Annotated in this window: 22 protein-coding genes; 3 read left to right on the top strand and 19 right to left on the bottom strand. The window is 67.4% G+C overall.

All coding sequences use genetic code 11. The annotated features are described in order from the left end of the window. Positions 1-41: 41 nt before the first annotated feature. The 15 genes from WIX41_RS04590 to WIX41_RS04520 all read right to left on the bottom strand — a co-directional run bounded on the left by WIX41_RS04590 (position 42) and on the right by WIX41_RS04520 (position 12,025). Positions 42-308 carry a hypothetical protein gene (locus WIX41_RS04590; RefSeq protein WP_339445978.1) on the bottom strand — a complete coding sequence of 89 codons (267 nt, stop codon included), beginning with the start codon at positions 306-308 and terminating at the stop codon, positions 42-44. Positions 309-321: 13 nt separating this feature from the next. After that, positions 322-1,683, bottom strand: coding sequence for a magnesium transporter (gene mgtE, locus WIX41_RS04585; protein ID WP_068849782.1), 1,362 nt, complete (start codon positions 1,681-1,683; stop codon positions 322-324). Positions 1,684-1,869: 186 nt separating this feature from the next. Then, a complete protein-coding gene (ptsP, locus tag WIX41_RS04580) occupies positions 1,870-3,639 on the bottom strand; it encodes a phosphoenolpyruvate--protein phosphotransferase (RefSeq protein ID WP_339445977.1) in 1,770 nt (589 codons plus the stop codon). Between the two features lie 2 nt (positions 3,640-3,641). Then, complete coding sequence (locus tag WIX41_RS04575; RefSeq protein WP_339445976.1) at positions 3,642-3,911, bottom strand: HPr family phosphocarrier protein; 270 nt, start codon at positions 3,909-3,911, stop codon at positions 3,642-3,644. Further along, positions 3,904-4,296 (bottom strand): PTS sugar transporter subunit IIA, encoded by a 393-nt coding sequence (locus tag WIX41_RS04570; protein WP_339445975.1) that lies wholly within the window; start codon positions 4,294-4,296, stop codon positions 3,904-3,906. Before WIX41_RS04570 ends, WIX41_RS04575 begins: the two co-directional genes overlap by 8 nt. A 71-nt stretch (positions 4,297-4,367) precedes the next feature. Continuing rightward, the gene (gene rapZ / locus WIX41_RS04565; RefSeq protein WP_339445974.1) at positions 4,368-5,255 is read right to left on the bottom strand and encodes an RNase adapter RapZ; all 888 of its coding nucleotides are present in this window, start codon (positions 5,253-5,255) and stop codon (positions 4,368-4,370) included. Beyond that, the gene (gene hprK, locus WIX41_RS04560; protein WP_068849794.1) at positions 5,252-6,202 is read right to left on the bottom strand and encodes an HPr(Ser) kinase/phosphatase; all 951 of its coding nucleotides are present in this window, start codon (positions 6,200-6,202) and stop codon (positions 5,252-5,254) included. The genes rapZ and hprK overlap by 4 nt, the downstream gene beginning before the upstream one ends. Beyond that, positions 6,199-6,651, bottom strand: a complete 453-nt coding sequence (locus WIX41_RS04555) for a PTS sugar transporter subunit IIA (protein ID WP_339445973.1) — start codon at positions 6,649-6,651, stop codon at positions 6,199-6,201. Before WIX41_RS04555 ends, hprK begins: the two co-directional genes overlap by 4 nt. 21 nt (positions 6,652-6,672) lie before the next feature. Beyond that, positions 6,673-6,993 (bottom strand): ribosome hibernation-promoting factor, HPF/YfiA family, encoded by a 321-nt coding sequence (gene hpf, locus WIX41_RS04550; protein WP_339445972.1) that lies wholly within the window; start codon positions 6,991-6,993, stop codon positions 6,673-6,675. A 57-nt stretch (positions 6,994-7,050) separates the two neighbouring features. After that, entirely contained in the window at positions 7,051-8,496 is a 1,446-nt protein-coding gene (locus WIX41_RS04545; protein WP_339445971.1) for an RNA polymerase factor sigma-54, read from the bottom strand. A gap of 41 nt (positions 8,497-8,537) precedes the next feature. After that, complete coding sequence (gene lptB, locus WIX41_RS04540) at positions 8,538-9,257, bottom strand: LPS export ABC transporter ATP-binding protein (protein WP_339445970.1); 720 nt, start codon at positions 9,255-9,257, stop codon at positions 8,538-8,540. After that, positions 9,257-9,811 (bottom strand): lipopolysaccharide transport periplasmic protein LptA, encoded by a 555-nt coding sequence (lptA, locus tag WIX41_RS04535; protein ID WP_339445969.1) that lies wholly within the window; start codon positions 9,809-9,811, stop codon positions 9,257-9,259. The genes lptB and lptA overlap by 1 nt, the downstream gene beginning before the upstream one ends. A 65-nt stretch (positions 9,812-9,876) precedes the next feature. Continuing rightward, positions 9,877-10,437: an LPS export ABC transporter periplasmic protein LptC gene (gene lptC, locus WIX41_RS04530; RefSeq protein ID WP_339445968.1), complete on the bottom strand. Its 561-nt coding sequence runs from the start codon at positions 10,435-10,437 to the stop codon at positions 9,877-9,879. After that, complete coding sequence (locus WIX41_RS04525; RefSeq protein WP_339445967.1) at positions 10,434-10,982, bottom strand: KdsC family phosphatase; 549 nt, start codon at positions 10,980-10,982, stop codon at positions 10,434-10,436. The genes lptC and WIX41_RS04525 overlap by 4 nt, the downstream gene beginning before the upstream one ends. Before the next feature lie 41 nt (positions 10,983-11,023). Further along, a complete protein-coding gene (locus WIX41_RS04520) occupies positions 11,024-12,025 on the bottom strand; it encodes a KpsF/GutQ family sugar-phosphate isomerase (RefSeq protein ID WP_339445966.1) in 1,002 nt (333 codons plus the stop codon). A 53-nt stretch (positions 12,026-12,078) separates the two neighbouring features. Here WIX41_RS04520 and WIX41_RS04515 point away from each other — a divergent pair, with 53 nt between their 5' ends. From WIX41_RS04515 to WIX41_RS04505, 3 genes are all read left to right on the top strand, one after another. Further along, positions 12,079-12,309 (top strand): BolA family protein, encoded by a 231-nt coding sequence (locus WIX41_RS04515; RefSeq protein WP_339445965.1) that lies wholly within the window; start codon positions 12,079-12,081, stop codon positions 12,307-12,309. 68 nt (positions 12,310-12,377) lie between these two features. Further along, positions 12,378-13,649 carry a UDP-N-acetylglucosamine 1-carboxyvinyltransferase gene (murA, locus tag WIX41_RS04510; protein WP_339445964.1) on the top strand — a complete coding sequence of 424 codons (1,272 nt, stop codon included), beginning with the start codon at positions 12,378-12,380 and terminating at the stop codon, positions 13,647-13,649. Further along, positions 13,646-13,957 carry a hypothetical protein gene (locus WIX41_RS04505; RefSeq protein ID WP_339445963.1) on the top strand — a complete coding sequence of 104 codons (312 nt, stop codon included), beginning with the start codon at positions 13,646-13,648 and terminating at the stop codon, positions 13,955-13,957. The genes murA and WIX41_RS04505 overlap by 4 nt, the downstream gene beginning before the upstream one ends. A gap of 92 nt (positions 13,958-14,049) precedes the next feature. Here WIX41_RS04505 and WIX41_RS04500 read toward each other — a convergent pair whose 3' ends face one another. The 4 genes from WIX41_RS04500 to WIX41_RS04485 all read right to left on the bottom strand — a co-directional run bounded on the left by WIX41_RS04500 (position 14,050) and on the right by WIX41_RS04485 (position 16,676). Beyond that, positions 14,050-14,733 carry a DUF3108 domain-containing protein gene (locus tag WIX41_RS04500; RefSeq protein ID WP_339445962.1) on the bottom strand — a complete coding sequence of 228 codons (684 nt, stop codon included), beginning with the start codon at positions 14,731-14,733 and terminating at the stop codon, positions 14,050-14,052. 2 nt (positions 14,734-14,735) lie between these two features. After that, a complete protein-coding gene (locus tag WIX41_RS04495; protein WP_339445961.1) occupies positions 14,736-15,515 on the bottom strand; it encodes a DUF3108 domain-containing protein in 780 nt (259 codons plus the stop codon). A 67-nt stretch (positions 15,516-15,582) separates the two neighbouring features. Next, positions 15,583-16,242 (bottom strand): phosphoribosylglycinamide formyltransferase, encoded by a 660-nt coding sequence (purN, locus tag WIX41_RS04490; protein ID WP_339445960.1) that lies wholly within the window; start codon positions 16,240-16,242, stop codon positions 15,583-15,585. Further along, on the bottom strand, positions 16,239-16,676 hold the full coding sequence (locus tag WIX41_RS04485) for a hypothetical protein (RefSeq protein ID WP_339445959.1): 438 nt from the start codon (positions 16,674-16,676) through the stop codon (positions 16,239-16,241). The genes purN and WIX41_RS04485 overlap by 4 nt, the downstream gene beginning before the upstream one ends. Positions 16,677-16,682: the final 6 nt, after the last annotated feature.

Raw genomic sequence — 16,682 nt, 5'->3', positions numbered from 1 at the left:
CAGTCTAGGTGCCGCAGGGCCGGCGGGCATCTTGCAGTGCATCAGTCCGGGCGCGGCGCCGAGGCCAGGATCTCCAACTGCTCGATCGCCTCGGGGTGGCCGTCGGCGGCAGCGGCCTGCACCTGCGCCAGGCTGGGGTGCAGGACCAGCAGGATCGGGTTCTCGCACTGCGGGCAATCGAACTCGGCCTCGTCTTCGTGCAGCTCCATGCTCATCTGGCGCGCGCTGCCCTGCCATTCGCAGGCCGGGCAGGTGTGGATCTGGTCGCGCCAACCGGCGGCGAAGTAGTTGTCGAGGGTCAAGGCCATGTTGAAGAACCGGTCAGTGCAGCAGGATCAGGGTGGCCAGGCCCAGGAAGCTGAAGAAGCCCATGACGTCGGTGACCGCGGTAACCACCACGGTGCCGGCCACCGCCGGATCCACGTTCATGCGCTTGAGCAGCAGTGGCAGCAGTACGCCGGCCAGCGCGGCCGCGCAGAAGTTGATGATCAGCGCCAGGGTGATCACCAGCGAGAGCAGGAAACTGTGGAACCACAGGTAGGCGATGATGCCGACCACGGTGCCGATCAAGGTGCCGTTGATCAAGGCCACCCGCGATTCCTTCCACAACAGGATGCGCGCGTTGCTCTGGCCCACCTGGCCCAGCGCGATACCGCGCACCATCAGGGTCAGCACCTGCACCGCCGCGTTGCCGCCCACGCCGGCCACGATCGGCATCAGCACCGCCAGCGCGACCACCTTCTGCAGGGTCAGCTCGAACTGGCCGATCACGGTCGCCGCCAGGAACGCGGTGCACAGGTTGATGCCCAGCCACACCACGCGGCCACGTACGGCGCGCTTGATCGGGGAGAACAGGTCTTCCTCTTCGTCCAGACCGGCCGCACCCAGCGCCTGGTGTTCGGCCTGCGAACGGATGATGTCGACCACGTCATCGATGGTGATGCGGCCAAGCAGGATGTTGTTGTCGTCCACCACCGGCGCCGAGACCCAGTCATGGTCGGAAAACTGCCGGGCGACTTCGTCGGCGCTCTCGCCCACGTCGATGGCTGGCTGCTCGTCGTCGATCAGCCGGTTGATCGGGGTGCTGTCCTCATGGGTCACCAGCGAGGCCAGCGACAGCCGGCCCAGGTACTGGTGGCGGCGGCTGACCACGAACAGGTGGTCGGTGTGGTCGGGCAGCTCGCCACGCAGGCGCAGGTAGCGCAGCACCACGTCCACGTTGACATCGGCGCGTACGGTCACCACGTCCGGGTTCATCAGGCGGCCGGCACTGTCCTCGGGGTAGGACAGGACCTGCTCGAGCCGCTCGCGGTTCTCGCGGTCCATCGACTTGAGTACTTCATCGATGACCGTATCGGGCAGGTCTTCGACCAGGTCGGCAAGGTCATCGATGTCCAGGTCTTCGACCGCGGCGATGATTTCGTCCGGGTCCATGTCGGCCAGCAGGCTTTCGCGCACTTCCTCGCCGACGTGGACCAGCACCTCGCCATCGTCTTCCGGGTCGACCAGCCCCCACACCACTTCGCGCTTGCCTGGCGGCAGCGATTCGAGCAGGTTGCCGATCTCGGCCGGCGCCAGCGTGTTGACCAGCCTGCGCACCGGACCCAGCCGCCCGCTGTCCAGTGCATCGGACAACAGTCGCAACTGGCGCGCCGTCTTGTCGTGGCGTACGGCTTCGGCCATGCACAGCTCCCGCAGCAAAAGAAAAAAGGCCGCTATCCCGGACAGGATGCGGCAGAAGGGGTGGTCACCGCGTCATTATCGCTTGGATGGATGACAAACCGGAACATGATGAAACCGGTGGCGCCGGCCGTTGGCCGGCCCACGGATCGCCTGGGCCGGCCAACGGCAGGCGCTACCGATCACGGGTCAAGCGTTGTTTTCTATCCAACGTTCGATGCTGCGCCGGTCGCGCGCGGCCAGCAGCTTCGGTGCCGCGGCCTGCAGTTCGCCCAGATCGCTGTCGCGGACCGCGCGGCGCACTTCCAGCAGCGTGCCGGGGTGCAGGCTGAACTCGGTCAGGCCCAGCGCCAGCAGCATGCGGGTCATGCGCGGGTCGCCGGCGATTTCACCGCACACCGCCACCGGCACCTCGTACTCGCGGCCGGTGCGCAGGATGTGCGCCAGCAGGCGCAGCACCGCCGGGTGCAGCGGCGAATACAGCTCGCCCACCGCCTCGTTGTTGCGGTCGGCGGCCAGCAGGTACTGGACCAGGTCGTTGGTGCCGATGGACAGGAAGTCGACCAGGTCGATGAAGCTCTCCAGCGCGATCGCCGCGGCCGGCACTTCGATCATCGCCCCGAACGGGATGTACTCGGCCACTTCGTGGCCATCGGCGCGCAGCAGCTCGGCCTGCTTGTTCAAACGCCGCCGCACCGCCAGCAGCTCCTCGCGGGTGCTGACCATCGGCAGCAGGATGCGCAGCTTGCCGTAGGCCGAGGCGCGCAGGATCGCGCGCAGCTGGGTATCGGCCACCTTCGGCCGGGCCAGCGACAGCCGCACCCCGCGCAGGCCCAGTGCCGGGTTTTCTTCGTTGCTCAGGGTGAGCCCGGTGCGGTCGGCCTTGTCCGCGCCCAGGTCCAGGGTGCGGATGGTCACCGGCCGCCCGCTCATGCCAAGCGCGGCGTCGCGGTAGGTTTCGAACTGTTCCTGTTCGTCGGGCAGTTCGTCGCGCTGCAGGAACAGGAATTCGGTACGGTACAGGCCCAGCCCGTGCGCGCCCAGCGCGTGCGCTTCGGTGACGTCTTCGCGCGATTCGGCATTGGCCAGCAGCGCGATGTCGACGTTGTCGCGGGTACGGCTGGGCTTGCTGCGCAGGCGGCCCAGCTCGCGCTGTTCGCGGGCCTGGTCGCGCAGGCGGGCGCGGTAATCGCGCAGGTCCGGCGGCAGCGGGTTGACGGTGATCTGGCCGGTGCTGCCGTCGATGCCCAGCACGTCGCCGTCTGAAATCTTCTGCAGCAGGTTGGGGATGTTGACGATCAACGGCAGGTGCAGGCTGCGCGCCAGGATCGCGCTGTGCGAGAGCGCGCTGCCGGCGGCGGTGACGATGCCGACCACCCCATGCGCCTGCAGCTGGGCCAGTTCGGAAGGAGCGATGTTGTCGCAGACCAGGATTTCCCCGGCCAGGCCCTTCACGTCCGGTGGGCGTTTCTGCAGGAAGGCATGGATGCGCCCGATCACATGGTCCAGGTCGTCCATGCGGCTCTTCAGGTAGGCATCGTCCATGCCATCGAAGACCTTGGCCAGGCGGTCGCGCTGCACGCGCAGCGCATAGCCGGCGCTGTATGGACCGCTGCGGATCAGCTCATCCAGGCCGAACAACAGTTCCGGGTCGTCCAGCAGCAGTGCGTGCAGGTCGAGGAACTCGCCCGCTTCCTGGTTCAGCGCGCCCTGCAGGCGCTGGCGCAGGTCGTGCATTTCGGCACGGGCCGCATCCACGGCCTGGTGCAGGCGCTGCAGTTCGGCCTCCACCTGGGCCGGGGCGATGCGCTGCTCGGCCACTTCCAGCGCATGTGGCAGGCGCACCCGGGCGCGGCCGAGGGCATTGCCACGCGAGGCCCCGTGGCCGGCCAGCAGCAACGCACCGGACGCAGTCCGTGCCGATGTGCTGGAACCCGATCGCGACGGTGGCCCCGGCATGCTCAGCTGTCCTCGTCGAAGCGTCGCTCGAACAGGGCCACCACGGCGTCCATGGCGGCCGCTTCGTCTTCGCCGTCGATGCGCACGGTGACCGGGGTGCCCTGGCCGGCGGCCAGCAGCATCACGCCCATGATGCTCTTGGCGTTGATCTCACGGCCCTTGGCGGCCATGGTCACGTTGCAGCGGAAGGGGGCCAGCACCTGCACCAGCTTTGCAGTGGCGCGGGCATGCAGGCCCAGGCGGTTGGATACGGTGAGTTCACGTTCAAGCATCGTCGACAATCGCTCCATTGCGAGTGCCCGCCGCGGCTGTGGCGGGCAGTTGATCCAGTCCCTGTTCCGGATAATTCATCACTCGCAACAACATCGGCAGGCTCAGCGCCGAGACCCGGCGTGCCGGGGTGCCCAGGCGGGCCAGCTGCGCTGCCAGATTGCTCGGGCTGGCGCCATACAGGTCGGTCAGGATCAGCACGCCCTCACCGCTGTCGACCCGCCGCAGGGCGGCCGAGGCGAGCGGGAGCAGGGCGTCCAGGTCTTCGTCGAACGGTACTTCGAAAGCTTCGGTCTTCAGCGGCAGGTGCCGCAGTAGCCGGGTCGCCACGTCCAGCAGGGACGTGCCTACGCCGGGATGCGTTACAAGGAGAATGCCACAGGTCATTGTCGAACGTTAACATCCCAACATGAATTGGGGATACACCACGGTAGCAACGGACCGTTGGTCCGTTGGCATTAGTCCAGCTCGCGGTGGAACGTGGCCACTTCCGGCCAGCCCTGGTCGCGCGCATGCCGCGCCAGCCGCTCGGCCAGGTACACCGAGCGGTGTTTCCCACCGGTACAGCCAAAGGCCACGGTGACGTAGCTGCGGGTGTCATTGCCCAGCCGCGGCAGCCAGGTGTCGAGGAAATCGACCAGCTGGTCCACGTACTTCTGCACGTCCGGCTGGGTGTCCAGGTATTCGCGTACCGGGGTTTCGCGCCCGGACATCGGCCGCAGTTCCGGGTTCCAGTGCGGGTTGGGCAGCACCCGGGCGTCGAACACGAAGTCGGCTTCGGCCGGCACCCCGCGCTTGTAGGCGAACGATTCGAACAACAGCGACAGTTTGTTGCCGTGGCTGAGGGCGAATTCGGTCACCACCTTGCGGCGCAGCTGGTGCACGTTGAGGGGGGTGGTGTCGATCACCGCATCGGCGGCGCGGCGCAGCGGGGCGGTCAGTTCGCGCTCGCGCGCGATCGCTTCAGGCAGCGACAGCCCCAACTGGCTCAGCGGGTGTCGGCGGCGGGTGTCGGCGTAGCGTTTGAGCAGGGTTTCATCGGTGGCATCGAAGAACAGCAGCTGCGCGTCCAGCCCGGCCGCCTTGGCGTCTTCGCGCCAGTGCGAGAGCTGGCTCAGGTCGCTCTGGCCGCGCACGTCGATGCCCACGGCCAGGCGGCGTGGGGCGTCGGCATCGTGGCCGGCCAGCAGGCTGCGCACGAAGTCCGGCAGCAGGTTGATCGGCAGGTTGTCCGAACAGTAGTAATCGAGGTCTTCGAAAGTCTTCAGCGCCACCGTCTTGCCGGAGCCGGACAGCCCGCTGACGATGATCAGGGTGGCGGCGGTGGGTTCGGGGGCGGCGTTCATGGGGTGCGGCGTTCCAGCAGGTTGCTGTGGCGGGCGATGAACATCGCCGCAGGGTCGATGCCCTTGGTACGCAGGATGTGCAGCCGGGTGGCCGCCTCGGTCAATACCGAAAGGTTGCGGCCGGGCATCACCGGCAGGGTGATCAGCGGTACGTCCAGGTCCAGCACGTGGCGGGTGCCGGAATCGCCGGTCAGGCGCTCGTAACCATGCGGGGTGGGTTCGGTCATGGGCTTGGTCAGGTGCACGATGAGCCGAAGGTACTTGTTCTTCTTTACCGCCGTATCACCGAACATCTCGCGCACGTTGAGCACGCCCAGCCCGCGCACTTCCAGCAGGTCCTGCAGCAGTTCGGGGCAGGTACCGTCGAGTACGTCCGGGGCGATCTGGGTGAACTCGGGGGCGTCGTCGGCCACCAGCCGGTGGCCGCGGCTGAGCAGTTCCAGCGCCAGTTCGCTCTTGCCCGAACCGGCTTCGCCGGTGATCAGCACGCCGATGGAGTAGATCTCCATGAACACGCCATGCAGGATCACCCGGGGCGCCAGGGTCCGGGCCAGGTGGTAGGACAGGTGGTTGAGCAGTTCGTGGCCGCGCTTGGGCGAGATCCACAGCGGCGTCTGCGATTCATCGGCCGCCGCGCGCAGGTCTTCCGGGCACGGCTGGTTGCGGGTGATCACCAGCGCCAGCGGGTGCGACTGCATGATCCGCTCGATGGTTTCCCAGCGCTGGCGCGAATCCAGCGAATCCAGCCAGGACAGTTCTTCGGTGCCCAGGATCTGCACCTTGTTGGGGTAGATCGCATTGAGATAACCGGCCAGCGACGGGCGCCGCGAGACGGTGTTGCCGGCTTCCAGTTCGCGCCGCTCGCCTTTCTGCCCGGCCACCCAGCGCAGGCTCAGGCGGTCACGCTGCTGTTCGAACAGTTCACGCGCGGTGATGCTGGTATTCATGCGGCGCTCGCCGGCGGGGGGAATTCGATGACCTGGCGCAGGGCCGCCCCGTCGCGCGCTTCGCGCAGCGCCTGGCGGATGGCCGGCTCGGAAAACAGCTCGGCCAGCTCGGACAGCAGCATCAGGTGTTGATGGGTGTAGTGGCTGGGCACGGCGATGGCGAACACCAGGTCCACCGGTTCATCGCCGCCGAAGTCCACCGGCGTCTCCAGCCGCAGCAGCGCCCCGCGAGGGCGTTCCAGCAGCGGCGCGCGGCCGTGGGGGATGGCGATGCCGTGGCCGATGGCGGTACTGCCCAGGGTCTCGCGCTCGCACAGGTTCTGGTAGAGCAGATCGGCATTGGCTTCGCGGCAGGCCAGCAGCCGGGCGGCGGCCTTCAGCACACTGTCGCGATCGGCGGCCGGCAGCACCTGGGTGCGCACGGCCGCCAGTAGATCAGTCAAAGGCATGGAAAGGGGGGAGCGGGGGCGTCAGACGCCATTGTCGCTTATCGGAACGCCCGGCGCGTGCTGCTGGCGCTTCTCCTTGTGCTTGACCACCAGGCGGTCGAGCTTGTCGGCGAGCAGGTCGATGGCGGCATACATGGTCTGGCCGCCGGCCTCGGCGTGCAGGATCTGGCCGGGAATGTTCGCGCTGGCATCCACGTGATGCTCGTTCTTGCGCAGTTCCAGGGTCACCCGGATTTCGCAGTGCTGGTCGAAGTGCTTGCCTACCCGGCCAACCTTTTCCTCAACGTAATCCTTCAGGGCCGGGGTCACTTCCACGTGATTGCCAAACGTCTCGATGCGCATCGGGTTTCTCCTTATTCGGATTTGCCAATGAACCGTCCCGCCGGGCGCGGTGTAGCGTCAGGCGATGCGTACTCTTTCGTGCGAGGCGGAAATGTTCATGGCCTCACGATACTTCGCCACGGTGCGCCGCGCCACCGGTATTCCCGAGGTTTTGAGCAGGTCAGCCAGCTTGGCGTCAGAAAGCGGCTTGCGTGGGTTCTCGTCGTCGATCAGGCACCGGATCATCGCCTGGATGGCGGTGCTGGAGGCCTCGCCGCCGCTGTCGGTGTCGATTCCCGAGGCGAAGAACGCGCGCAGCGCCAGGGTCCCGCGCGGGGTGCGCACGTACTTGCGGGCGATGGCCCGGGAAATGGTTGATTCGTGCAGCCCAAGCTCCCCGGCGACCTCGCGCAGGGTCAACGGGCGCAGCGCCTGGGCGCCGAACTCCAGGAAGGCGGCCTGCTGCTGCAGCAGGCAGCGCATTACCCGCAGCAGCGTCTCCCCGCGCGCCTCCAGGCCCTTGAGCAGCCATCGCGCCTCCTGCAGGTGGGCGCGCAGGTAGCCGGCGTCGCTTTCGCCACAGCGGCGGATCATCTGTTCATAGCCGCGATGAATGACCACCCTGGGGCCGGCGTGGCCGGCCAGCGCCGCGCGCCAGCTGCCGTTCTGGCGCCAGACCACACAGTCGGGTACCACGTAGCTGTCATGGGCCAGCTCGCCGATCTGGGTGCCCGGGCGCGGGTCCAGCGAGCGCAGCAGCTGCACCGCCGTTTCCACCGCGTCCACCGGCTCGCGCAGTTCATGGGCAATGCCGGTCACGCCGCTGCGCGGCAGGCGCTCCAGCGGGCCATCGGCAATCCGCCGGGCCAGCGCCAGGCCGGGGGTCTGCGGGTCCAGCACGTCCAGCTGCAGCTGCAGGCATTCGCCCAGGTTGCGCGCGCCGACCCCGATCGGGTCGAAGCGCTGGATCTGGTGCAGCACGGTGAGGATCTCGGCTTCATCGGCATGAATGGCCGGGAGCAGGGTTTCGGCGATGGCCGACAGTGGCTCGCGCAGGTAGCCGTCGTCTTCGAATGCGTCGATCAGGGCGGCGCCGATGCTGCGGTCACGGCGCGATAGATGCGACAGGTGCAGCTGCCACAGCAGGTGGTCGGCCAGGCTTTCGGTCTCGGCAACGCGCTCGGCGGCGCTGCCGTTGTCGTCATCGTCGAACGAACCGCCGCTGCTGCCGCTGCTCCAGTCGCCCTCGCCGGGCGCCCAGTCATCGGCCCCGGAGGGTGCGGAATCGCCGTCGCCGCTGCTGTCGCGCTCGGCTGCTTCAGGCGGGCGTTCTTCGCTGCCCGGCTCGGCGTCCAGGGTCGGTTCGGCGTTCTCGGCCCAGTCCAGCAGCGGGTTGGTTTCCACCGCCTCGGCAATTTCCAGCTCCAGTTCGGCGCTGGACATCTGCAACAGCTTGATCGCCTGACGCAGCTGCGGCGTCATGACCAGTTGTTGTCCCAGCGATGTCTGAAGCCGTGCTTTCATGCCTGTGCCGAACGGAGGGAAGGCGCTGCAGCGGCCGGCGGTCAGAGCTTGAAGGTCTCTCCAAGGTACACGCGGCGGACGTCTGCGTTTTCCAGGATCGCGTCTGGTGACCCCTGCGCCAGTACGCTGCCTTCGTTGAGGATATACGCGCGGTCGCAGATTCCCAAGGTTTCGCGCACATTGTGATCGGTGATCAGCACCCCGATGCCACGCTGCTTGAGGTGGGTGACGATGCGCTGGATCTCGCCGACCGAGATCGGGTCCACACCGGCGAACGGCTCATCGAGCAGGATCAGGCGCGGCTTGGCGGCCAGCGCGCGGGCGATTTCACAGCGGCGGCGCTCGCCGCCGGACAGGCTGGCGCCCAGCTGGTCGGCCACGTGGTTGATCTGCAGCTCATCCAGCAGCGAATTCAGCTCCTTCTCGCGGCCGGCCCTGTCCAGGTCCTCGCGCAGCTCCAGCACCAGGCGCAGGTTGTCGGCCACGGTCAGCTTGCGGAACACCGACGGCTCCTGCGGCAGGTAGCCAACGCCCTGTTTGGCGCGGGTGTACATGGGGTCGGCGGTGATGTCCTTGCCGTCCAGCACGATGCTGCCGGCGTCGGCCTCGACCAGGCCCACGATCATGTAGAAACAGGTGGTCTTGCCGGCACCGTTGGGGCCGAGCAGGCCCACCACTTCACCGGCGTCCAGGGTCAGGCCGAATTCCTTGACCACTTCGCGCTGCTTGTAGCGCTTGCGCAGGCCCTTGGCGACGAGCATTACTTCTTGCTCCCGGCGGTAGGTACGGTGGTTTTGGCGGCCGGGGTGGCAGCGGCCGGGGGAGTGCCCTTGTTCTTGGGCGGAATGACGGTGCGCACGCGCTGGCCATCGCCGCCACTGTTCATCTGGCCGGTGCGGGTGTTGTAGGTCATGGTGCCGCCGGTGTTGACGCCCTGCGGGCTTTCGACGCGGTAGTTGCCAGTCAGCACGATGGTTTCAGTGGTGATGTTGTAGTCGATGGTGTCGGCGCGGGCGTTCATCCAGCTGCCGTCGTCGAGTTGCTGCTTCATGGTCGCCTGCTTGCCGGTGAACACCGCACGCACCGCCTCGCCGCCCTTCATGTGGATGTCGGCGCTGTCCGCGCGGATCTCCAGCGTGCCCTGGGTGATCACCACGCCCTTGGACAGGGTGGTCACACCGTCGCCCGTGATCACGCCGATCTGGGCGCCCGCGTCGATGGTCATTTCCTGGTTGCGGTCCGAGGTCTTGGCCGAGGCGGCGAAGTTCGACGCCAGCAGCGCGAGCGCCAGGGTAGATGCAAGGAATAGCTTCATGGGGGGTCTCGGTCCTGCCTGAGTCGGGTATGCGGCCGACGACGGCCGTGCGGTAAGGGAGGCGTTCATCGGTGCGGGGTGTAGCGACTCTTGACCTGGCTCAGGAACTGGTAGGTCTTGTCGCTGGAGTTCAGCGCGAATCCGACCCCGGACTGAGTGATGCCTGGCCGGGTCATGGTCACCAGCCCGTCGGAGGTGGCCCGGTTTTCCTTCGGGAACACGTCCAGCTGCTCGGTGCGGAAGGTGGTAGGCGGAATGCTGGGCACGCGCGGGCTGTCGCCGCTGACGTTGCCGGTCAGCCGCAGCTTGTCGCCGGTGGCGCTGACCCAGCCGGTGTCGCTGCGCAGTTCCCAATGGTTGCCGTCGCGGTCGGGCAGCAGGAACAGCGGGGTCTGGATGGTCATGGTCTCGTCGCTGCGGGTGCGTTCCAGCAGCGGCGCGCGCAACGTGGTCGATTCCCGGCCCTGCTCGTCCAGCGCGATGATCTGGAAGTCGTGCAGTACGTAATCCTTGCTGGCATCGTCGCCCACGGCGAGCGGCGCCTTGTCGCGCTCGCGCAGCAACGACCAGCCGCTGAGCAGCGCGGCCACCAGCAGCACCCCCCCCAGGGCGGTACGCCAGCTCATGCGCCGAACCTCGCCAGCACCGCATCCACATGGCCCTGGGCGGCCAGCAGCACGTCGCACAGCTCGCGCGCGGCGCCGCGCCCGCCATCGGCACGGGTCAGCCAGTGCACGCGCTCGGCAATCCAGGGGTGGGCGTTGGCCGGTGCCACCGCCAGCCCGACCGCGCACAGCGGGGCCAGGTCGGGCAGGTCATCGCCCATGAACGCCACCTGATCCAGGCCGATCCCATGCTGCTCGCACAGTGCATGCACGCTGGCCAGCTTGTCGCCCACCGCGATCTGGGTGTCGATGCCCAGGTCGGCGCCACGCTTCTGCGCCGACAGGCTGTTGCGCGCGGTGATCAGCACGGGGTGGATGCCATGCTGCTGCAGCAGTTTCAGGCCAAGTCCGTCCTGCACGTAATACGCCTTGCTCTCGTTGCCGTCACGGTCGTAGTAGAGCCGACCGTCGGTGAGTGTGCCGTCCACGTCGAAGCAGGCCAGCCGGATACGCCCGGCGGCGGCATGCAGGTGGGACGGGAAACCGGGCAGCGGGGAGTAGGGCATCAGGAGCGCAGGTCAGCTGAATGGAGGAGTGTCACTGTGGTTTAAACCACCCGGGCCCGCAACAGGTCATGAATGTTGAGGGCGCCGACCGCGCGGCCCTCGCCATCGACCACGATCAGGCCGTTGATCTGCTGGGTTTCCATCACCCGTGCCGCTTCCACGGCCAGTTGGTCGGCGCCGATGGTGCGCGGGGTGCGGGTCATGACATCGACGATGCGCGCGCTGCGCACGTCCAGGTCGCTGTCCAGGGCGCGGCGCAGGTCGCCGTCGGTGAACAGGCCGACCAGCCGCTGGTCGGCATCGACCACGGCGGTCATGCCCAGCCGCTTGCGGCTCATTTCGACCAGTGCCTCGCTCAGGCTGGCGTGTTCGCCCACCTGGGGCAGCTCATCGCCGCTGTGCATCACATCGGTGATGTGCAGCAGCAGGCGCCGGCCGAGGCTGCCGGCCGGGTGCGAGCGGGCGAAATCGTCGGCAGTGAAACCGCGCGCGTCCAGCAGGGCGACGGCCAGCGCATCGCCCATCGCCAGCGAGGCGGTGGTGCTGGAGGTGGGGGCCAGTGCCAGCGGGCAGGCTTCGGCTGGCACGCTGACGTCCAGGTGCACGTCGGCAGCCAACGCCAGCGACGAGCCGGGCCGGCCGGTCATGGCGATCAGGCGGTTGCCCTGGCGCTTGAGCACCGGCAGCAGCATCAGCACCTCGTCCGATTCGCCCGAGTAGGACAATGCCAGCACCACGTCGGCCTCGGTGATCATGCCCAGGTCGCCGTGGCCGGCCTCACCGGGGTGCACATAGAACGCCGGGGTGCCGGTGGAGGCCAGCGTGGCAGCTATCTTGCGCGCCACATGGCCGGACTTGCCCATGCCCGTGGCGACCACGCGACCTCGGCTTTCCAGCACCAGTTGGCAGGCCTGGCTGAACCCTTCGCCCAGGCGCTGGGCTACTGCGGCAAGGGCATCGCGCTCGATTTCGAACACGCGGCGGCCGCTGGCAACCAGCGCGGCCGGGTCGGCGGATGAAGGGGGCAGGGGCGAAACAGCCATGCGGGCGCCACGCGGAAGAGTAGAATGAGCGCTCATTTTATTAGGAAAGCCCGTTGGACGCCGAGACCATCCGCAATCTGATCGAAACCGGCCTGCCGGGCGCCCGCGCGGACGTGCAGGGTGACGATGGCGTGCATTTCGAGGCCACCGTGGTCTGTGACGCCTTTGCCGGCAAGCTGCCGCTGGCACGCCACCGCATGGTCTATGCCACGCTGGGCGAACTGATGGGCGGGGCGATCCATGCCCTGGCACTGAAGACCGTCACGCCGGCTGAAGCTGGCTGAGTTCCCCCGCCGCCGCGCAGCCGACCAACGGTCGGCGCTACCCTTCTCTCCTCTATTTCGCAGAATCCATGGCCAAGATCGTAGTGACCGGCGGCAAGCCGCTGCACGGTGAAGTGAACATTTCCGGCGCCAAGAACGCCGTCCTCCCCATCCTGTGCGCGACCCTGCTGGCCGATGCGCCGGTGGAAATCACCAACGTGCCGCACCTGCACGACGTGGTGACCACGGTAAAGCTGCTGAGCGAGCTGGGTGCCAAGGTCACCATCGACCAGGGCACGCTGTCGCGCGGCAGCGCGATCGTGGTCGACCCGCGCCCGGTCAACCAGCACGTGGCCCCGTATGAGCTGGTGCGCACCATGCGTGCCTCGATCCTGGTGCTGGGCCCGCTGCTGGCCCGCTTCGGCGCGGCCGAAGTATCGCTGCCCGGCGGCTGCGCCATCGGTTCGCGCCCGGTCGACCAGCACATCAAGGGCCTGCAGGCGCTCGGTGCGGAGATCGTGGTCGAGAACGGCTTCATCAAGGCCCACGCCAAGCGCCTGAAGGGCGCGCACTTCACCTTCGACATGGTCAGCGTGACCGGCACCGAGAACGTGCTGATGGCCGCCGTGCTGGCCGAAGGCACCACCGTGCTGGACAACGCGGCGATGGAACCGGAAGTCACCGATCTGGCGCACTGCCTGATCGCACTCGGCGCGAAGATCGAAGGCCTGGGCACCGCCCGCCTGGTGATCGAAGGCGTCGAACGCCTCTCCGGTGGCCGCCATGAAGTGCTGCCCGACCGCATCGAAACCGGCACCTTCCTGGTCGCTGCGGCGATGACCGGTGGCAAGGTCACGGTCAATCGTGCCCGCCCGAGCACCATGGATGCGGTGCTGGCCAAACTGGTCGAAGCCGGCGCGAAGATCGAGTCCACTGAAAACAGCATCACCCTGGACATGCAGGGCAAGCGCCCGCGTGCGGTCAACCTGACCACCGCGCCGTACCCGGCGTTCCCCACCGACATGCAGGCGCAGTTCATGGCGCTCAACTGCGTGGCCGATGGCGTGGGCGTGATCAATGAAACGATCTTCGAAAACCGCTTCATGCACGTCAATGAACTGCTGCGCCTGGGCGCGGATATCCAGGTGGAAGGCCACACCGCGATCGTGCGTGGCGCCGAGCAGCTGAGCGGCGCGCCGGTGATGGCCACCGACCTGCGGGCCTCGGCGTCGCTGATCCTGGCCGGGCTGATGGCCGAGGGCGAGACCACCATCGACCGCATCTACCACCTGGACCGCGGCTACGAGAACGTCGAAGAGAAGCTCTCGTCGCTGGGCGCCACCATCCGGCGCGTCGCATGATCCTGCGCGGCCAGTTCACCCGCCGCCGCAAGGCGCTGCTGATCCTGGTGCTGGTGGTGCTGGGCTGGCTGGGCTACGCCTGGTACGCCGACATTGCCATCACCCAGGGCCTGGAACAGCAGGACATGGACTGGAACGGCGATGGCACGGTCAGCCGCACCGAGGTGCTGCAGTCGTTCTACGCCGTGGGCGTGACCACGACCGTGGAAGGCAATCGCCACTGCAAGACGTTCTACTGGCGCGGCAGTGGCGAACAGATCCGGGTGGATTGCAGGACGGTATTCGCGGAAGACAAGTCGGTGAAATGAAAAACGCCCGCGGATGCGGGCGTTTTTCATTCATCGGAGTGCCGACCAACGGTCGGCACCTGCCGGGTGGGTATCGACCGTTGGTCGATACGTCATTTGAACGATTTGATCGTCAGGTCCAGCGCGTCCTTGCCCCCTTCGCGCTGCAGCAGGCGGACCGGCACCGGCAGCTCCCTGGTCACCCAGGCGATCTGCTCCTTGTTGCCATCCACGCGCGACACCTTGGTGGCGTCGTAGGTCTTGCCGCCCACGGTGACCTGTTCCTTGCCCACGGTTTTGTAGGTCAGCGACTTGATGCGGCCTTCGTCCACCATGCGGTAGGTCAGCGGCTTGCCGTCGGCGAAGTCGCGCGCGATGGCGAGGTTGATCAGCAGGGCATCCATGTCGCCGGCCTTCAGCGTGACCGGGCCGGCGCGTTCGGGCTTGATGTCGCCCTTCCACGTTGCCTGCTTCCTGTTCCAGTCATAGGTCGCCTGGACGTTCTTTTTCTTCACGAACACCGCCGAGCGGTCTTCGCTGCTGAGTGGGCGCAGGTGGCCGTCGGCTTCGTCGAACACGGTGTTCTGGGTCAGCAGCCCGAGCTGGTTCTGGACCTTCAGGCTGTACTGCCACTTGTCGCCGTCGACCTTGGTCAGGGTCATCTGGCCCGGTGCCGCAAGACCCATGTAAGTGGCCTGGTATTCGGCGGTGAACGGCTGCAGCGCCATGGCCGGCAGGCTGGTCAGCGCCAACGCGCCAGCGGCGACCCACGACAGGGGACGGTTGAGGATGGTCATGCTCACACTCCTTGGTATTCGATCAGGCGCAGGTCGATCCGATCCTGACCGTCTTCGCGTTGCAGGATGCGCACCGGGGTGGGAACCCCGTTGGCGATCCAGAGGATGGTTTCGTCGTTGCCGCCATTGGTGCGGTACACCCGCAGCGCGTTGTAGGACAGTTCGCCGACCTCGACGTTCTCGGTATCCGGTGCGGCCTGGTAGTCGTGCTGGCGCACCCGGCCCACATCGACATAACGGTAATGCATCTGCCCGCCCGGGCGCGCGTCGCGCATGATCGCCAGGTTGATCAGCAGCGCGCTCAGATCGCCCGGCTGCAGCGGAATCGGCTGGGTGCGTTCCTTCTTCAGGTCGCCCAGCCACTGCGCGGTACCCGCCTTCCAGTCGTAGGTGCCGGTGACTTTCTTGCCCAGAAACAGGCCCTTGCGCACGGTCGCCTGGCTCAGCGGCACGTAGGTGGTGCCGTGCTTCTCGAACACGGTGCTCTGTTCCAGGTTCAGGCCCAGCACGCTGGCGAAGCCGCGTCGGCCCACCACCTGCATGTCCACCCGCCACTGGTCGCCGCCGGTGTGGGTGACGCGCATCGTCGCATCGCCAGCTTCCTTGCCCTTGTACAGGGCCTGGTAGGTGGCGGTGAACGGCTCCAGCGGCGGCGCTTCCCACGTGGTGGGCGGCGGCAGCACTGGCAGTTCCGGCGGTGTGGGTTCCTGCGCCTGTGCGATCGCCACCGTGCACAGCAGGGAGGCGAGCAGCACCAGCGGTTTGGACAGAGTGGTTTTCATGCGCGCGCGGAAGCGGGGGAGGGAGGAGGATGCCAGCGGCCGGGTCAGCGGCGCGTGTGCGCCGTCATCAGGGGTTGAGCTGTCCGGCGCAATCTAGGCGCAGCGGACTGAACAGGGGGTGGCCGTCAACCTCCAGCTGACCGTCGCGTTCAGCTACGCGACCGGCCACCAGCCACTGCAGGCTGGCGATCAGCAGCGGGTGCTCCACGGCCAGCACGCGCTGGGACAACTGTTCGGCGGTATCACCGGGCAGCACCGGCACCCGTGCCTGGGCCAGTACGGTGCCCGCATCCAGTTCGGGTACCACGAAGTGCACGCTGGCCCCGGCTTCGGCATCGCCGGCGTCCAGCGCGCGGGCGTGGGTGTGCAGGCCTTTGTAAAGCGGCAGCAGCGACGGATGGATGTTGACCAACCGGCCACTGAAGCGCTGCACGAATGCTTCGCCAAGGATGCGCATGTAACCGGCGCAGACCACCCAATCCGGCGCGAAGGCGACCAGGGCATCGCCCAGTGCGGCATCGAAGGCGGCGCGGTCGGCGTAGCCTTTGGGCGAGCGCGCCCAGCGTCGGTCCGGGGCGACTTTCTGCAGTGCCGATGCATCGGGCTTGTCCGACAGCACCGCCACCACCTCGGCGTCGAGCGTGCCGGCGGCGATCGCATCGACGATGGCCTGCAGGTTGCTGCCACGGCCGGAGGCCAGCACCGCGATGCGACTGCGTGAGCTCATGCGGTGACGGTACCGTCAGCGACACTGAAGCTGGCCACCACTTCCGGGCGCAACAGCACGATCAGGGCGTACACGCCCAGCGCGATGCCGAGCGCGCCGGCCAGGCAGGCCGCACCGGCGGCGATCTTGCACAGCTTGTGCGAACGGCGCTCGGCCATGCGCCGCGCGCCGAGGATGTTCAAGGTACCCAGCCCGGCGAAGATCGCGCCGGCGCCGACCATGATCGCCGCCAGCAGGGCCGGCTGGGCGTTGGGGTTGGCGCTGTTGCTTTCGCTGATGTAGCCGCCGGCGGCGCCCAGCACCAGGATCGGCACCAGCAGCAGTTCCAGCACGCCCAGGATGTAGAACAGGATCTTCAGCGTATGCAGGTGCGAGGCGACCTGATGCGGTGTCCAGCCGCGCGGGAAGTTCAGCGGCGGGGGCGTGGAAGACATCGGCAG

The sequence above is a fragment of the Stenotrophomonas sp. AB1(2024) genome, from assembly GCF_037482345.1.
Taxonomy (GTDB): Bacteria; Pseudomonadota; Gammaproteobacteria; order Xanthomonadales; family Xanthomonadaceae; genus Stenotrophomonas.
This window is presented reverse-complemented; position numbering and strand designations above follow the sequence as displayed.

What these genes read in the sequence shown, in the direction of transcription:
- lptC (WP_339445968.1), bottom strand. Translation starts at nt 10,437, where the DNA reads ATGAGCTGGCGTACCGCCCTGGGGGGGGTGCTGCTGGTGGCCGCGCTG.
- rapZ (WP_339445974.1), bottom strand. Translation starts at nt 5,255, where the DNA reads ATGAACGCCGCCCCCGAACCCACCGCCGCCACCCTGATCATCGTCAGC.
- WIX41_RS04575 (WP_339445976.1), bottom strand. Translation starts at nt 3,911, where the DNA reads ATGCTTGAACGTGAACTCACCGTATCCAACCGCCTGGGCCTGCATGCC.
- hprK (WP_068849794.1), bottom strand. Translation starts at nt 6,202, where the DNA reads ATGAATACCAGCATCACCGCGCGTGAACTGTTCGAACAGCAGCGTGAC.
- WIX41_RS04590 (WP_339445978.1), bottom strand. Translation starts at nt 308, where the DNA reads ATGGCCTTGACCCTCGACAACTACTTCGCCGCCGGTTGGCGCGACCAG.
- lptB (WP_339445970.1), bottom strand. Translation starts at nt 9,257, where the DNA reads ATGCTCGTCGCCAAGGGCCTGCGCAAGCGCTACAAGCAGCGCGAAGTG.
- WIX41_RS04505 (WP_339445963.1), top strand. Translation starts at nt 13,646, where the DNA reads ATGATCCTGCGCGGCCAGTTCACCCGCCGCCGCAAGGCGCTGCTGATC.
- WIX41_RS04520 (WP_339445966.1), bottom strand. Translation starts at nt 12,025, where the DNA reads ATGGCTGTTTCGCCCCTGCCCCCTTCATCCGCCGACCCGGCCGCGCTG.
- ptsP (WP_339445977.1), bottom strand. Translation starts at nt 3,639, where the DNA reads ATGCCGGGGCCACCGTCGCGATCGGGTTCCAGCACATCGGCACGGACT.
- hpf (WP_339445972.1), bottom strand. Translation starts at nt 6,993, where the DNA reads ATGCGCATCGAGACGTTTGGCAATCACGTGGAAGTGACCCCGGCCCTG.
- WIX41_RS04555 (WP_339445973.1), bottom strand. Translation starts at nt 6,651, where the DNA reads ATGCCTTTGACTGATCTACTGGCGGCCGTGCGCACCCAGGTGCTGCCG.
- purN (WP_339445960.1), bottom strand. Translation starts at nt 16,242, where the DNA reads ATGAGCTCACGCAGTCGCATCGCGGTGCTGGCCTCCGGCCGTGGCAGC.
- murA (WP_339445964.1), top strand. Translation starts at nt 12,378, where the DNA reads ATGGCCAAGATCGTAGTGACCGGCGGCAAGCCGCTGCACGGTGAAGTG.
- WIX41_RS04500 (WP_339445962.1), bottom strand. Translation starts at nt 14,733, where the DNA reads ATGACCATCCTCAACCGTCCCCTGTCGTGGGTCGCCGCTGGCGCGTTG.
- WIX41_RS04570 (WP_339445975.1), bottom strand. Translation starts at nt 4,296, where the DNA reads ATGACCTGTGGCATTCTCCTTGTAACGCATCCCGGCGTAGGCACGTCC.
- WIX41_RS04485 (WP_339445959.1), bottom strand. Translation starts at nt 16,676, where the DNA reads ATGTCTTCCACGCCCCCGCCGCTGAACTTCCCGCGCGGCTGGACACCG.
- WIX41_RS04525 (WP_339445967.1), bottom strand. Translation starts at nt 10,982, where the DNA reads ATGCCCTACTCCCCGCTGCCCGGTTTCCCGTCCCACCTGCATGCCGCC.
- WIX41_RS04545 (WP_339445971.1), bottom strand. Translation starts at nt 8,496, where the DNA reads ATGAAAGCACGGCTTCAGACATCGCTGGGACAACAACTGGTCATGACG.
- mgtE (WP_068849782.1), bottom strand. Translation starts at nt 1,683, where the DNA reads ATGGCCGAAGCCGTACGCCACGACAAGACGGCGCGCCAGTTGCGACTG.
- lptA (WP_339445969.1), bottom strand. Translation starts at nt 9,811, where the DNA reads ATGAAGCTATTCCTTGCATCTACCCTGGCGCTCGCGCTGCTGGCGTCG.
- WIX41_RS04495 (WP_339445961.1), bottom strand. Translation starts at nt 15,515, where the DNA reads ATGAAAACCACTCTGTCCAAACCGCTGGTGCTGCTCGCCTCCCTGCTG.